This is a genomic window from Bradyrhizobium sp. MI1.4 (genome assembly GCF_055811315.1).
On record NZ_JBVVPP010000091.1, the window covers coordinates 1 to 13,226 of the forward strand.

The following is a 13,226-nucleotide window of genomic DNA, read 5'->3' on the forward strand; positions in this document are numbered from 1 at the left end:
GCGAGGCGGCATCACCAAAGCCGGTAATGGGCGGGCGCGACGTATTCTTGTAGAGGCGGCCTGGAGCTATCGATATCATCGAATGGGCGGTGGACGCTGTCGAACGCGATCAATGATCGACGGATGGGCGACGACCGATGAGCGTTCGGGTGCGCTGCGCCGTGGCCGGTCGATGAGCGGCGGGCATGACGAACAGCTTTGCGGAATGGCCGATGCGCGGTCATGAGGTGTCGATCCTGATGGCGCTGATTGGCGCGGTCGATTGGCGGTGCGGCATTGCACCTCGCTCAAAAACCTCGATGACGATCATGCGGCCGCCGCAGCATGGACACGGTGGCTTGCCGCTGTCGACGATGGTCTCGGTCGGTTCGGCACGTGGCTCGATGAAGAAAATGCCGGCGAGACCGAAGCGGAACGTGGCGACACGATCAAGTTCGCTCAGTTGAAACCGAATCCGAAGACGGAGGAGTATCCCGCTTGGAACAGCATCGCGGGTCGCATCGGGCGCGGATACGGCGCCACCAACTTCGAGATCGGCACGTTTTCCCTGGCGCAGTTCCGTAAGGAAAATGCATTTATGGGCGAGCCGTTCAGGTTGAGATACGGCATCAATTTCGACGCGGTGCTGTTCGTAATTTGGGCTGCGGCGTTCTTTGGAACCTACGTCGGCATCACAATGCACAACTCGACTTGGGCGCAACGTCACAACAGGACGATGAGTAACTTCTCGAACCTGATGTTCCGCGGTTACACGATGGTCAGCTTCGACCTGGACGAATTCGCAAGCGAAGCGGTTTGGTTCGCAAAGCAACTCGGACACGAAAAGGCATTTGCTCTCGAAGAGGTGCGCAAAGCCGTCGAGTTCATATCTTTGAGCGAAGAAGCCCAGAAGAACATAGGCCTCTGGAGTGGTGGCAAGCGCCGAATACTTATCCCATCGATGGGCAAGGTTATGATCGATATGGCGGCCATCGTACCCGCGCTACAGACGATCTTCGTGGGTCTCCGCAAGGCCGCCGGCGGCGGCGAAAGCTTTGAAAAGTCGGTGCGCAACGCGATCCGGTCTCGAGGACTTGATCTCTGCCTCGAAGGCGATCTCAAGTGGACAAGCGGTAATCCGCGCGAGGTGGACGCCGCGGTCCGTCTGGGAGATCGGCTTATCTTGATCGAATGTTTCTCCTACGAACTGCCGCTCGACTTCGAGGTGGGAAAACCGAGCGTCTTCGACAAGAGAAAGAAGTTCATCCTTGAGAAGGTCGACCAGGCGAGGTCGCTTGCAGACAGGATCGCGAAAGAGCCCAAGGGCACAAACTTCGATGTTTCTTGGGCCAAATCGATCGAGTGGCGGGTCTCATCGCCATTCGTCGAATTCGCGTGGCTGATCGACGAGCCGCTCTACGACGAAGCGGGCATGCCGCGTGTTCTTCAAGTTCAGGAGCTATTAGACCATCTGACAGATGGACGGGTGCCAACCGAAGGATTGGTCCCGTTGATTAAGGAACTGAGAGGGGTCGAATTCCAGGGCAACTGGTACTGAAGATCGACGTCCCGCAGCTGTTGATGGTCCCATCGATTTCCCTGCTCGGGCGTTAGTTCAGGTAGAGCTCCACACGGTGTCGCTCGCTGACATCACAAGCCGGTCGCTCGCGCGCGCGACGTAATTCATTCTTAGCAAAAAGTTCTTTTGCGCGCGCCGAAGCGAGCGCGAGTGAGAACGTTTTTCTGCCCGCACGCCGACTGTCGGTTGTAGATGTGCCTTGGCACCAACCGACTCGTTCTTATTGCGCCTCCGACTCGTTCTTTCGGTGGCGGCATATCAAAAAACAAAGAGCCGCATCGCTGCGGCTCGGACTCTATTCGTCGCGATAGACCTTCTCGCGTTTCTCGTGGCGCTCCTGCGCCTCCACCGAAAGCGTCGCGATGGGACGGGCCTCGAGCCGCTTCAACGAGATCGGCTCGCCGGTGTCCTCGCAATAGCCGTAGGTGTTGTCCTCGATACGCTGGAGCGCGGCGTCGATCTTGGCGATCAACTTGCGCTGGCGGTCGCGGGCACGGAGTTCGATGGCGCGGTCGGTTTCGGACGATGCCCGATCGGCGAGATCGGGGTGGTTCACATTCTCCTCCTGCAGGGCTTGCAGGGTGAGCTTGGACTCTTTGAGGATCTCATCCTTCCAGGCGAGGAGCTTCAGGCGGAAGTACTCCTTCTGCCTGTCGTTCATGAAAGGCTCTTTTTCGGTCGGTCGGTAGTTTTTCAACTTTTCCAAGGGCGGCCTATCTGTCTAAGCAACGACTCGTACACGGAACGGGGTCCGCTGAGCGGGGCGTTATATAGCGGCCTCCTGTGACAGACAATGTTTCCCTGATCGCCCGACCGGCGCCCCCAAGCCCTTGCACAGGAAGGTTTATCCTGGAGGGCCCGGGAGCGGCCGACGGCCTAGTAGCCGACCGTGAAACGCTGCCTCTCATGGGCCGGCCGCTCGATCTCGTCGGCGAGCGCGATGGCGTAATCCGCGAAGGTGATCCAGCTCTTTCCGTTCGCATCTGCGAGAAGCTGATCCGTCCCAAGCCGGAATTTGCCGGTGCGCTCTCCCTCGATAAACAGGGCCGACGGCGAGATGAAGGTCCAGTTCAGCTCCTTTTCCTGCCGCAGCAGGTCGAGAAAGGCTGAACCCGCCTCCGCCTCAGCCTTGTACTGAGCCGGAAAACCGGGAGTTGTCACCAGCTTGACGCCCGGAGCGACCTCCAGACTGCCGGCCCCGCCGACGACGAGGTAACGGCCGACCTTGGAGTCCTTGGCCGCGCCGATCAGCTTGAGCGCGTCGCTGGCCAGGAAGTGCACGGAACTCACGGCGACGTCGTGCCCGGCCCACAGCTTGGCAAGGGCTGGCTGGTCGAGCACATCCCCCTTGATCGGCGTGACGTTCGGCAGGAGCGCGATCTTCTCCGGGTTGCGGGCGATGGCCGTAACCGCGTGGCCGCGGCGGGACAGTTCCTTGGTGATCTCCGACCCGGCCCGGCCCGAGGCGCCGGCAACTGCGATTTTCATGGAAGGCTCCTTTGCTTCTGTAGTAACCAACGGTGACTAAATATCGCAAAGAGCGCTGGTGTTAAGAGAGCACTTTGTGCTTACCTGATTACACGGGAGTAACCGGCGGCGGCCGGCAAATCAGCGGAATGGATCGTGAGGACCCGACGATGAAGCCAGACGTCTATGCAGCGAACTGCCCCACGCGACAGATCCTCGACCGCGTCGGTGACAAATGGGCGGTGCTGATCCTGCTGCTGCTGCGCGAGGATCCGATGCGCTTCAATCAGTTGCGCCGCACGATCGAGGGCATTTCGCAGAAGATGCTGAGCCAGGTTCTCAAGTCGCTCGAGCGCGACGGATTGATCAAGCGTCACGCCATCGCAACCGTGCCGGTGACCGTGGAATATTCGATCACGCAGCTCGGCGTGACGCTCGCCGCCGCCGTCGATCCGCTGCGCGATTGGGCCGAACAGAATCTGAAAGACGTGCTCGCCGCCCAGCGCCGCTATGACGCGCAGTTGAAGGATGAAGCGGCGTAAGCCGCTACGCCTGCCCGGCCTTGGCGAGCTCGACCTCGACGCGCAGCTCGATCTCGGACAGCACCGAATCCAGGCCGGAATCGCCGGAGGACGATTTCAGGTTCGCCGCAGCGTCACGCAGCCGCATCACGGTCGAGGCGTCGAGCTTGCCGGAGAGGAGCCCCATCTTGAGATCGTCGAGCACGTCGAGCGCGGTCTTTCCGCGCACGACCGAGCGCTTGCGACGCTCGACGGGATCCTCCTCGATGCCTTGCAGCGCGAGCAGCCCGTCGATGTTGGCGGCCGCCTTCGGTGCGGCGGCGCCTCGCGTCTCCGGCGCCGACGAGGTGTCGGGTAGCACGAAGGTGCCTGAGCTCGTCCGCCTGGCCTGGCTGGCCGGCGTTCCAAGCGTGGTGCCGTTCGGTCCGTAGATGCGCATCGGAAGCAATCCGGGTGATCGATGCGCCACATTCGCCGTTTTATGGTTAACGGCCCGTAAACAGCCCGGCAAAATCTGCCGACAGGCGGCAGTTTCGCTCCTCAGGGACAACGCAGGCTGAGGTCGCTCGAAACAGATTTATTCAACCTATTCAGCGACCTACCCCCGCTGCCCCGAGTTGGCACAGTGCTCGCAAGGACAGCGTCGGACCAGCTCGTCATGGGAGTGTCGTGATGGTCCTTTGATTTGAGGAGCCTCGGGGAGCAGAGGATGCCAAGCGTTCGTTGGGTGAGACTTGTGGGGGTGGCCTGCGCCGCGCTGTCAGCGCTGGCGCTCTCGGTCAATTCTGCGAGCGCGACATCGCGCATCAAGGATCTCGCCAACATCGAAGGCGTGCGGCAGAACCAGCTCATCGGCTACGGGCTCGTCGTCGGTCTCAACGGCACCGGCGACACCCTGAACAACATCCCCTTCACCAAGCAGTCGCTGCAAGCGATGCTCGAGCGCATGGGCGTCAACATCCGCGGCGCCACCATCCGCACCGGCAACGTCGCCGCCGTGATGGTGACAGGCAATCTGCCGGCCTTCGCCACCCAGGGCACGCGCATGGACGTCACCGTCTCCGCGCTCGGCGACGCCAAGAATCTCCAGGGCGGCACCCTGCTCGTAACCCCGCTCCTCGGCGCCGACGGCAACGTCTATTCGGTCGCACAGGGCTCGCTCGCGATCTCAGGCTTCCAGGCCGAAGGCGAGGCGGCGAAAATCGTGCGTGGCGTGCCGACCGTCGGACGCATTGTCAACGGTGCCATCATCGAGCGCGAGATCGAATTTGCGCTCAATCGCCTGCCGAACGTCCGGCTTGCGCTACGCAATGCCGACTTCACCACGGCCAAGCGGATCGCCGCCGCGATCAACGACTATCTCGGCGTCAAGACCGCCGAGCCGATCGACCCATCGACCGTGCAGCTTGCGATCCCGCCGGAGTTCAAGGGTAACGTCGTCGCCTTTCTCACCGAGATCGAGCAGCTCCAGGTCGATCCGGATCTCGCCGCCAAGATCATCATCGACGAACGCAGCGGCATCATCGTGATGGGTCGCGACGTCCGCGTCGCCACCGTTGCGGTCGCACAGGGCAACCTCACCGTCACAATCTCCGAGAGCCCGCAGGTCAGCCAGCCCAACCCGCTGTCGCGGGGGCGGACCGTGGTCGCACCACGCAGCAGCGTCAGCGTCACCGAGGACGGCAAGAAGTTCGCCGTCGTCAAGGACGGCGTCTCGCTTCAGCAGCTCGTCGACGGCCTTAACGGTCTCGGCATCGGCCCGCGCGATCTCATCAGCATCCTGCAGGCGATCAAGGCCGCCGGTGCGATCGAAGCCGACATCGAGGTGATGTGATGCAGACCGGCATGGTCAACACCGCACGCGTCGCCAGCTCCGCCTTTTCGGTAGAGAGCCGCAATGGCCGGCCGGACTTCGATCTCGCCGCGGCACTGCAAAAGGTCTCGCCGAAGCAGCAGGCCAAGGCGCAGAAGATCGCCACCGACTTCGAGGCGATGTTCCTCAACAGCATGTTCTCGCAGATGACCTCGGGCCTGAAGGGCGAAGGCCCCTTCGGCGACACGCCTGGCACCGGCGTGTGGCGCTCGATGCTGACCGAGCAATATTCCAAGAACTTCGCCAACGCCGGCGGCGTCGGCATCGCAACCGACGTCTATCGCACCCTGATCATGCAGCAGGCAAAAACGATCCGCACGGCATAAGGTCAAACGAGATGAACCATTTCAACGCCTCGCGTCAGCCCGTGCAAGCGCAGCGCCCGAACACCGCACCCGGCAGCGCCGAGGCGCGCAAGATCGCCGAGCAGTTGATGGATGCGATGAGTGCCCTGCTCGGTCTGATCGAGCGCGAGACCGAGCTCGTGCGCGCCGGCCAAGTCCGCGAGGCGATGACCCTCGAGAGCAAGAAGCAGGAGCTGTCGCGTAACTATGTCGGCACCGTCACCCAGTTGAAGGCGAACCAGGCCCAGCTCGCCAAATCCGCGCCCGAGCTGCTCTCGACGCTGCATCGGCACCACGATGCATTCCGCGCGATGCTCCAGGTCAACCTCACCGTGCTCGCAACCGCTCACGCCGTCTCGGAGAGCGTCGTGCGCGGCGTCAACACCGAGATCCAGAAGCGCAACGTGCCGAACACCTACACGGCCGCGGGACGACGCGCCACGCCGGGCCCGCGCCACATCACGCCGCTCGCGGTCAGCCGCTCGCTCTGAGCGCGCGCAACAACAAGCGACAATTTTACGAAAAACCGCGCGGCAACATCGTCGAGCGGTTAGGCACGTTTCCTTACCGGATGTTCAATCCCGGTGTTCCATGGTTGCGTATTGAGAGGGGTTGGGATTTGACTCACGTGAGGCAACCAGGAGGCTGCCATGAGTACAGATTTCAGCATCAGGCCGGTGGGGATACCGGTTGCCGTGCAGATCGTAACGACGTCGAATACGGCGGCGAACGAGGCCGTGCAAACCGATCTGCCCGTGAGCCAGACAGTGGCCGCTGGCGAGGCGAGCGCGCCTGCACGCAATGATTTGCGAAGCAACGAGAACGTCTCACGCCAGGTCGTGTTCGACCAGGCGGCGGCGTCGTTCGTCTTCCAGGTCGTCAACGACAGGACCGACGCGGTGGTCAACCAGTTCCCCGACGAAGCAATGCTGCGCCGGCGGGCCTATTTCCATGCGCAGGATTTGAAATCCGAGCCCTCGCGTCCAGCCAGCACGGACCGCAGCGCCTAACAATCAGGCGTCGAGCGTCGCAACGGCAACATCGAGATCGCTCGCACCGGTCCCGGGACCGGTGGCGACGTTCTTGATCTGCGTCTTGCCGGTATTCGTCAGCATAATTTGGTGTTGCCGAAGGAACGAGCCGTGCTCGATCACGGACGGCCGGACAGACCAGCGGCGATATTGCGGTTGATCTCGATCAGCGGACGGAAATGATCGAACTGCGGGCTCATCTGCAGTGCGGCGGTCTGGCTCAGCACGAACACGCTGATGTTGGCGATCTTCTGCCGGACGTCGATCGGCTGCGGATTGTTCTCGCGCATGGCCTCGCTCAGGAAAATCGTCCAGAGCTTGCGATTGAACATCAGGGCCTGCGTGGTCTGCTCGCTGAACGGCTCGGCGCTGTTGATCGCATCCTGAAGCTTGTTCGCGGCCTTGAGCAGGGTCTGCGCTTCGATGTCGCGAGGAGATGCGGTGGTCGTTGCAACACGCGCGTAGGCCGAGGCAGCGGAATTCGACATCAATCACACCCTGGAGGTTACCTAGCCCGTTGAACGCGCTTAAGGATTTCTTTCCCGACCCTAGGCAGCACCGCTTAAGATTTGCTTACGTGAGTGCTTGGAAGGGCTCCGGATAAATACGGGCCCGGAGTCCTTCGTCGTGAAGCTAGATGCGCGGATGCATGCTGTAAACACGCTTCCATGATGCGCATCAATCTCGGCTAATCCTGCCTTACCGATCTCAATAAAAACGGCGGAGCATGAGCCCCGCCGCGATATTCCGATTCAGTATCTTGCGCTCCGAGATTAGCGGAGCAGCTGCAGCACGCTCTGTTGCGACTGGTTGGCCAGCGACAGCGCGGACACCGCGATCGACTGGCGGGTCGACAGCGCCTGGCTGTTCGCCGCTTCCTCGTTGGTGTCGGCGAGCGTCAGGTTGGATGAGCCGGTCTGCAGCACGTTGATCAGGTTCTTCGAGAAGTCCTGGCGCACCTGCACGATCGAGAGGTTTGAGCCGAGCGCGGAACCTTCCGAGCGCAGCGTGCTCGAGGCCGCGTTCAGGCTCGTCAGCACCTTGTTGGTTGCGCCGTTGTCGATGAAGTCCGTGCCGGGGACGAGATTGCTGAGGCCGAGCCCCGCTGCGTTGAACACCACGCCATTGATGCCGAGCGTCGAGCTGCCGGTCTCGTTGAAGACCAGCTTCAGCGTGTCGCCGTTCAGCAGGTTGACGCCGTTGAAGGAGGAGTCCTGCGAGGTCGTGTCGATCTGCGCCAGGATGTTGTTGAACTGGCTGACCAGACCGGAGCGCGCCGTCTGTGCGACGGGATCCTGGATCGGGGGCTGTGCGGTGGTGAAGGCGAGCACACCGGTGAGCGTACCGCCGACCGCGCCGCCCGCGGCCGTCGAACCGAGTGTCGAAGAGGCGTATTCGTTGACGGTGGTGACGGTTAGCACGCCATTGGCGTCGATCGTCGCCGTCAGATGGTTGGCCTGAAGCTGCACGTTGAGCTGGTCGAGCGTCTTGACCGTGCCGTTGGTGCCGTCACCGAAGGTGACGTTCACCGGCGTGCCGCCGTTGAACGAGCTGAAGGTGAGCGTCTTGCCGCTGACGCCGCCAACGCCGGAGGTGCGCGCCGCGCTGAAGGCGGTCGCCGTTCCGGTGTTGCCGCTGAGGCCGAATGCGGCGAGCGCATTGCCGGTGCCGGTGATCGAGAGGTCGGCGTTGATGCCGGTCGAGAGCGCCAGCTGGCCGCTGGTATTCACCGACGACGGGATCTGGCCTGCGGTGGTCGAGAGCGTCGCGGCACCCAGGAAGATGCTGGCGGTCTTCACGCCGGTGGCAAGGTCGATCGAATTGAGCAGGTCGGTCAGCGTCGCGCTCTGGAGATAGACGGTCGAGTTGCCGTTGCCGTCGGTGACGATGTTGCCGCTGACGCCGCCGGAGGTCACGCTCGTGGCCGATTGCGGCGTCTCGGCGTTCTTGAAGGTAATGGTGTGGCCGTCGATGTTCAGCGTCGAGCCATCCTTGACGAGACTGCCGAGCGAACCCGCAGTCGTCTGGCGGTTGGCGCTCACGCTGGCATTGCCTGCGCCGGTCGCCGAGGTCAGTCCGAGCGCCTTCAGGAAGTCGGCCTTGCCAGTCACGCTCAAATCGGAACCGGTCGAGCTCTTCAGCGTAACCGCGCCCGCGGTAATGGACGACGGCGTCTGGGCCGTACCGACTGTCGCGCCGCTCGTCGCGATCGTCGCGGCGCCTGCGCTGATCGTCGCTGTCTTGACCCCGCTGGCAAGGTCCACCGCGCTGAGGAGGTCATTGACCGTAGCCGTGGGAGCGCCGGTCGTTCCCATGTAGATGATCGAATTGCCAGTGCCGTCCGTGGCGATATGGCCGCTCGGGTCGAGGCCCCAGCCGGTCGGCTGCGCCGAAGGTGCAGCACCGGTGCGGAACGTTACCGTCTTACCGTTCACGGTGATCGAATCGCCGTCTGCCGGCGAGGATCCGAACGTGGTCGCGGCGGTCGCCCCGATCAGCGTGTTGGTGCCGGCGAGGTTCGTGGCGTTGTCGGCTGCCTTGGCAACCGCGCCGGTCAGTGTGCCGGCGGTCGATCCGAGCGACGCACCGAGCGAGGCGCCCGACGTTACCGGCGTCACGCCGCCAGGTGCGCCGGTATAAAGCACGTTGCTGTTGGCGGTCGCGCTGGCATAGGAGGTCGTGCCGCGGAGATCGGCGGGCGTCGCACCGGGAATCGTGGTGGAGACGTTCGATTTCGTGGAGTAGCCGACCGTGGTCTGCAGCGCCTGGTTGGCGATCGATTTCGCGCTGTCGATCAGCTTCTGCAGCGAGGTGATGCCGGTGTTGGCGGCCTGGAGCACCTGCACACCGTTGTTGATGCCATCCAGTAGGTTGCTGATGTCGCTCGCCCGGTTGTCCAACCCCTGCGCCGTGAAGAAGTTGGTGGGATTGTCGAGCGCCGTGTTGACCTTCTTACCGGTCGACAGCCGCTCCTGCGTCGTGGCCAGCAGGTCGGCCGTCGACTGCAGCGACAACAGGTTCTGGCGAACGGACGCCGAGAGAACGATGTTGGACATTGGCAGGTCTTCCTCTTGAACCGGATACGAATCGGCCACGCGGGTCTGGAAGCGGGCTTTCGTCCAGTCTTAGAGCCTGTCCTTTAAAGTATGGTTAACGGCCACTTAAGAGACAGGGTTAATGCGGGGTTAGCCCCCCTCCCCCGGTTTCAAACGGGCTTCGCGCCAAAAAGAAAGCGGCGGGGCCGAAGCCCCGCCGCTCTAAATCGTCTTTTGATTTCAATTATTAGCGGAGCAGCTGGAGCACGCTCTGCTGCGAGGTGTTGGCCAGCGACAGCGCGGAGACCGCGATCGACTGGCGGGTCGACAGCGCCTGGCTATTGGCCGCCTCAACGTTGGTGTCGGCCAGCGTCAGGTTCGACGAGCCGGTCTGCAGCACGTTGATCAGGTTCTTGTTGAAGTCCTGACGGATCTGCACGACCGAGAGGTTCGAACCGAGCGCCGAGGCTTCGGAACGCAGCGTGCTCGAGGCCGAGTTCAGATTGGTCAGCACCCTGTTGGTCGCGGCGTTGTCGATGAAGTCGAGACCAACGGTCAGCGACGCCAGGCCGAGACCCTTGGAGTTGTAGGTCACGCCGGTGATGTTGAGGCTCGACTTGCCGGTCTCGTCGAACACCAGCTTGAGCTGGTCGCCGTTGAGCAGGTTCACACCGTTGAACGAGGAGTCGACCGAGGTGGTGTCGATCTGGTTCAGGATGTTGTTGTACTGCGAGACCAGGTTAGCGCGGGCCGACTGGGCCACGACGTCCTGCACCGGAGTGGAGGCCGTCGTGAAGGTCAGCGCGGTCGTCAACGTGCCGCCGATCGCACCGCCAGCTACCGTCGAGCCAATCGTCGAAGACGCGTAGTCGTTGGATGCGGTGATGGTGAGCTGACCGTTGGCGTCGATGGTCGCAGCCAGGTTATTGGCCTGGAGCTGCGAGTTGAGCTGATCGAGCGTCTTGACCGTGCCATTGGTGCCGTCGCCGAAGGTGACGTTGACCGCCGTGCCGCCGTTGAATGCAGTGAAGGTCAGAGTTTTGCCAGCGAGGCCGCCGATGCCGGAGGTGCGGGCCGCGGTGAACGCCGAGGCCGTTCCGGTGTTGCCGGCCAGACCGAACACCGACAGGGCATTGCCGGTACCGGTGATCGAGAGGTCGGCATTGACGCCGGTCGAGATCTTGAGCTGGCCGGAGGTGTTGATCGACGAAGCCGTCTGACCGGCCGCCGTCGCGAGCGTGCCGCCACCGCTGCCGTTGAGCGTGAAGCTCTGCACGCCCGTGGCGAAATCGATCGCCTTCAGCACGTCGGCGATCGTCGAACTCTGCAGGTAGACCGTCGAGTTGCCGTTGCCATCGGTGACGACGTTGCCCGACACGCCCTGGGTGGAGGCCAGCGAAGCCGCGGACGGCGTCGGACCGTCCTTGAAGGTGATGACATGGCCATCGACGTTCAGCGTCGACCCCGATGTGACCAGCGACGACACCGTCGCCAAGCTCGTGGTGCGGGAAGCCGTGGCAGTGACGTTGCCGGCACCGGTCGCGGTCGTCAGACCGAGCTTCTGGAGGATATCGGCCTTGCCGGTCACGGTCAGATCCGAACCAACCGTGCTCTTCAGGACAAGCGCACCGCCGCCGCTGACCGACGAGATGGTCTGGCCGCTGTTGACCGTCAGGGTACCGGCAACGTTGCTCTGCACGCCGCTGGCAAGGTCGACAGCGGTCAGGACGTCGCCCACCGCAGCCTTCGTTGCCGAACCGAGATAGATCGTCACGTTGCCGCTGGCGTCCGTGTAGACGTTACCGGTCGTGATACCCGTCGCAGCGACGCGGGTCAGACCGGTCGGAGTCGTCGTGGGCACGTCACCGGCGGCAAAGGTGAGGGTCTTGCCGTTGACGGTGAGCGTGTCGCCCGCGGCAACGCCGGCGTTGGCGTCGCCAGCGGTCGCCGTGCCGTTCAGCAGGCTCGCGCCGGTCGTCGCAGCGTTGATGACGGTTCCGGTATCCGTGCCCTGGACGCCGCCGAGCGTGGCGCCGGACGTCGCGGCAGTCACACCACCCGCAGCACCGCTGTAGAGCACGTTGCTGTTCGCGACTGCACTGGCAAAGCTCGTGGTGCCGCGCAGGTCGGCAGCCGTCGCACCGGCGATCGTGGTCGAGACGCTGGACTTGGAGGAATAGCCGACAGTGGTCTGCAGCGCCTGGTTGGCGATCGACTTCGCAGAGTCGATCAGCTTCTGCAGCGAGGTCAGGCCGGTGTTGGCAGCCTGCAGCACCTGCACGCCGTTGGCGATGCCGTCGAGCAGATTGTTGATGTCGCTGGCGCGGTTGTCGAGCGACTGTGCCGTGAAGAAGTTGGTCGGATTGTCCAGGGCCGAGTTGACGCTCTTGCCGGTCGACAGGCGGTTCTGTGTGGTGGCGAGGAGGTCGGCGGTGGATTGGAGAGACAGCAGGTTCTGGCGAACCGACGCAGAGAGAACAATACCGGACATAACTCTTACCCTTCTGGTTTACGCGTCTTCGTTCGATCGCTTCGGATCGAGTGACAGGGACAGCGTGCCGCGACATGGCTAACAAAGGGTGAAATGGGACGAGTCGGCCAAAAGGGCCGGGACACCATAAACCGGCGGAGAAACGGGCGCGCCCGAAATCCGGCTGAATTTACTGGCGTTTTTCCGCGCTTACGCTCCATTAACCATAACCGCGGGTTACTTTTCGGAGTACAGCATGGCCGCAGCAAAAGCGGCGGAGCCGAAGCCCCGCCGCCCTGTTTTGCTTGCGATGTTGTCCGCTTTGTTAGCGGAGCAGCTGGAGCACGCTCTGCTGCGACTGGTTGGCCAGCGACAGCGCGGAGACCGCGATCGACTGGCGGGTCGACAGCGCCTGACTGTTCGCCGCTTCAGTGTTGGTGTCGGCCAGGGTCAGGTTGGACGAACCGGTTTGCAGCACGTTGATCAGGTTCTTGTTGAAGTCCTGGCGAACCTGCACGATGGTCAGGTTCGAACCGAGCGCCGAGGCCTCTGAACGCAGCGTGCTGGACGCGGTGTTCAAATTGGTCAGCACCTTGTTGGTGGCAGCGTTGTCGATGAAGTCGACGCCGCTGGTCAACGCGGCGAGACCCAGGCCCTTCGAGTTGTAGGTCACGCCCGTGATGTTCAGGCTCGACTTGGCGGTCTCGTCGAACACCAGCTTGAGCTGGTCGCCGTTCAACAGGTTCACACCGTTGAACGAGGAGTCCTGCGCAGTGGAGTCGATCTGGTTCAGGATGTTATTGTACTGGTTGACCAGGTTGGCACGGGCCGTCTGGGCAACGCTGTCGGAGACCGGGGTGGAAGCGGTCGAGAAGGTCAGCGCGGTCGTCAGCGTGCCGCCGATCGCACCACCAGCAACCGACGAAC

The 13,226-nt window shown here is 62.7% G+C and carries 13 protein-coding genes and 2 pseudogenes; 7 read left to right on the forward strand and 8 right to left on the reverse strand.

From position 1 onward, the window contains the following. Positions 1–226 (forward strand): annotated as a pseudogene (locus AC0L23_RS39050) (hypothetical protein); the annotation flags it as partial. Here AC0L23_RS39050 and AC0L23_RS39055 read toward each other — a convergent pair. Next, a pseudogene (locus AC0L23_RS39055) lies at positions 221–370 on the reverse strand (IS91 family transposase); the annotation flags it as partial. The pseudogenes AC0L23_RS39050 and AC0L23_RS39055 sit on opposite strands and share 6 nt — an antisense overlap. 345 nt (positions 371–715) lie before the next feature. On the opposite strand from AC0L23_RS39055, the gene AC0L23_RS39060 reads away from it, so the two are divergent. Then, positions 716–1,537, forward strand: a complete 822-nt coding sequence (locus AC0L23_RS39060) for a hypothetical protein (protein WP_473358328.1) — start codon at positions 716–718, stop codon at positions 1,535–1,537. A gap of 316 nt (positions 1,538–1,853) precedes the next feature. Here the strand turns inward: AC0L23_RS39060 and dksA are convergent, their stop codons facing one another. Continuing rightward, positions 1,854–2,219, reverse strand: a complete 366-nt coding sequence (gene dksA / locus AC0L23_RS39065) for an RNA polymerase-binding protein DksA (RefSeq protein ID WP_008554760.1) — start codon at positions 2,217–2,219, stop codon at positions 1,854–1,856. A 215-nt stretch (positions 2,220–2,434) separates the two neighbouring features. Beyond that, complete coding sequence (locus AC0L23_RS39070; protein WP_473358329.1) at positions 2,435–3,046, reverse strand: NAD(P)-dependent oxidoreductase; 612 nt, start codon at positions 3,044–3,046, stop codon at positions 2,435–2,437. A 149-nt stretch (positions 3,047–3,195) separates the two neighbouring features. On the opposite strand from AC0L23_RS39070, the gene AC0L23_RS39075 reads away from it, so the two are divergent. Further along, entirely contained in the window at positions 3,196–3,567 is a 372-nt protein-coding gene (locus AC0L23_RS39075) for a winged helix-turn-helix transcriptional regulator (RefSeq protein WP_026233175.1), read from the forward strand. Between the two features lie 4 nt (positions 3,568–3,571). Here the strand turns inward: AC0L23_RS39075 and AC0L23_RS39080 are convergent, their stop codons facing one another. After that, positions 3,572–3,985 carry a flagellar assembly protein FliX gene (locus tag AC0L23_RS39080; protein ID WP_085349418.1) on the reverse strand — a complete coding sequence of 138 codons (414 nt, stop codon included), beginning with the start codon at positions 3,983–3,985 and terminating at the stop codon, positions 3,572–3,574. Positions 3,986–4,255: 270 nt separating this feature from the next. Here AC0L23_RS39080 and AC0L23_RS39085 point away from each other — a divergent pair, with 270 nt between their 5' ends. The 4 genes from AC0L23_RS39085 to AC0L23_RS39100 all read left to right on the forward strand — a co-directional run bounded on the left by AC0L23_RS39085 (position 4,256) and on the right by AC0L23_RS39100 (position 6,773). After that, positions 4,256–5,380, forward strand: coding sequence for a flagellar basal body P-ring protein FlgI (locus AC0L23_RS39085; protein WP_026233176.1), 1,125 nt, complete (start codon positions 4,256–4,258; stop codon positions 5,378–5,380). Then, the gene (gene flgJ, locus AC0L23_RS39090) at positions 5,380–5,745 is read left to right on the forward strand and encodes a flagellar assembly peptidoglycan hydrolase FlgJ (RefSeq protein WP_063995718.1); all 366 of its coding nucleotides are present in this window, start codon (positions 5,380–5,382) and stop codon (positions 5,743–5,745) included. Before AC0L23_RS39085 ends, flgJ begins: the two co-directional genes overlap by 1 nt. Positions 5,746–5,756: 11 nt before the next feature. After that, a complete protein-coding gene (locus AC0L23_RS39095) occupies positions 5,757–6,254 on the forward strand; it encodes a hypothetical protein (RefSeq protein ID WP_473358330.1) in 498 nt (165 codons plus the stop codon). Positions 6,255–6,413: 159 nt separating this feature from the next. Continuing rightward, positions 6,414–6,773 carry a hypothetical protein gene (locus tag AC0L23_RS39100; protein WP_085396024.1) on the forward strand — a complete coding sequence of 120 codons (360 nt, stop codon included), beginning with the start codon at positions 6,414–6,416 and terminating at the stop codon, positions 6,771–6,773. A 140-nt stretch (positions 6,774–6,913) separates the two neighbouring features. Here AC0L23_RS39100 and flaF read toward each other — a convergent pair whose 3' ends face one another. The 4 genes from flaF to AC0L23_RS39120 all read right to left on the reverse strand — a co-directional run. Further along, a complete protein-coding gene (gene flaF / locus AC0L23_RS39105; protein ID WP_007612319.1) occupies positions 6,914–7,282 on the reverse strand; it encodes a flagellar biosynthesis regulator FlaF in 369 nt (122 codons plus the stop codon). A gap of 285 nt (positions 7,283–7,567) precedes the next feature. Further along, positions 7,568–9,850: a DUF1522 domain-containing protein gene (locus AC0L23_RS39110; protein WP_473358331.1), complete on the reverse strand. Its 2,283-nt coding sequence runs from the start codon at positions 9,848–9,850 to the stop codon at positions 7,568–7,570. A 226-nt stretch (positions 9,851–10,076) separates the two neighbouring features. Beyond that, positions 10,077–12,320, reverse strand: coding sequence for a DUF1522 domain-containing protein (locus AC0L23_RS39115; RefSeq protein ID WP_473358332.1), 2,244 nt, complete (start codon positions 12,318–12,320; stop codon positions 10,077–10,079). Between the two features lie 304 nt (positions 12,321–12,624). Beyond that, positions 12,625–13,226 (reverse strand): flagellin (locus AC0L23_RS39120; RefSeq protein WP_473358333.1); only part of this gene is annotated, 602 nt, incomplete at its 5' end.

Coding starts and splice junctions, on each gene's coding strand:
- AC0L23_RS39080 (WP_085349418.1), bottom strand. CDS start 3,985: ATGCGCATCTACGGACCGAACGGCACCACGCTTGGAACGCCGGCCAGC.
- AC0L23_RS39100 (WP_085396024.1), top strand. CDS start 6,414: ATGAGTACAGATTTCAGCATCAGGCCGGTGGGGATACCGGTTGCCGTG.
- AC0L23_RS39075 (WP_026233175.1), top strand. CDS start 3,196: ATGAAGCCAGACGTCTATGCAGCGAACTGCCCCACGCGACAGATCCTC.
- flgJ (WP_063995718.1), top strand. CDS start 5,380: ATGCAGACCGGCATGGTCAACACCGCACGCGTCGCCAGCTCCGCCTTT.
- flaF (WP_007612319.1), bottom strand. CDS start 7,282: ATGTCGAATTCCGCTGCCTCGGCCTACGCGCGTGTTGCAACGACCACC.
- AC0L23_RS39115 (WP_473358332.1), bottom strand. CDS start 12,320: ATGTCCGGTATTGTTCTCTCTGCGTCGGTTCGCCAGAACCTGCTGTCT.
- AC0L23_RS39060 (WP_473358328.1), top strand. CDS start 716: ATGAGTAACTTCTCGAACCTGATGTTCCGCGGTTACACGATGGTCAGC.
- dksA (WP_008554760.1), bottom strand. CDS start 2,219: ATGAACGACAGGCAGAAGGAGTACTTCCGCCTGAAGCTCCTCGCCTGG.
- AC0L23_RS39095 (WP_473358330.1), top strand. CDS start 5,757: ATGAACCATTTCAACGCCTCGCGTCAGCCCGTGCAAGCGCAGCGCCCG.
- AC0L23_RS39085 (WP_026233176.1), top strand. CDS start 4,256: ATGCCAAGCGTTCGTTGGGTGAGACTTGTGGGGGTGGCCTGCGCCGCG.
- AC0L23_RS39070 (WP_473358329.1), bottom strand. CDS start 3,046: ATGAAAATCGCAGTTGCCGGCGCCTCGGGCCGGGCCGGGTCGGAGATC.
- AC0L23_RS39110 (WP_473358331.1), bottom strand. CDS start 9,850: ATGTCCAACATCGTTCTCTCGGCGTCCGTTCGCCAGAACCTGTTGTCG.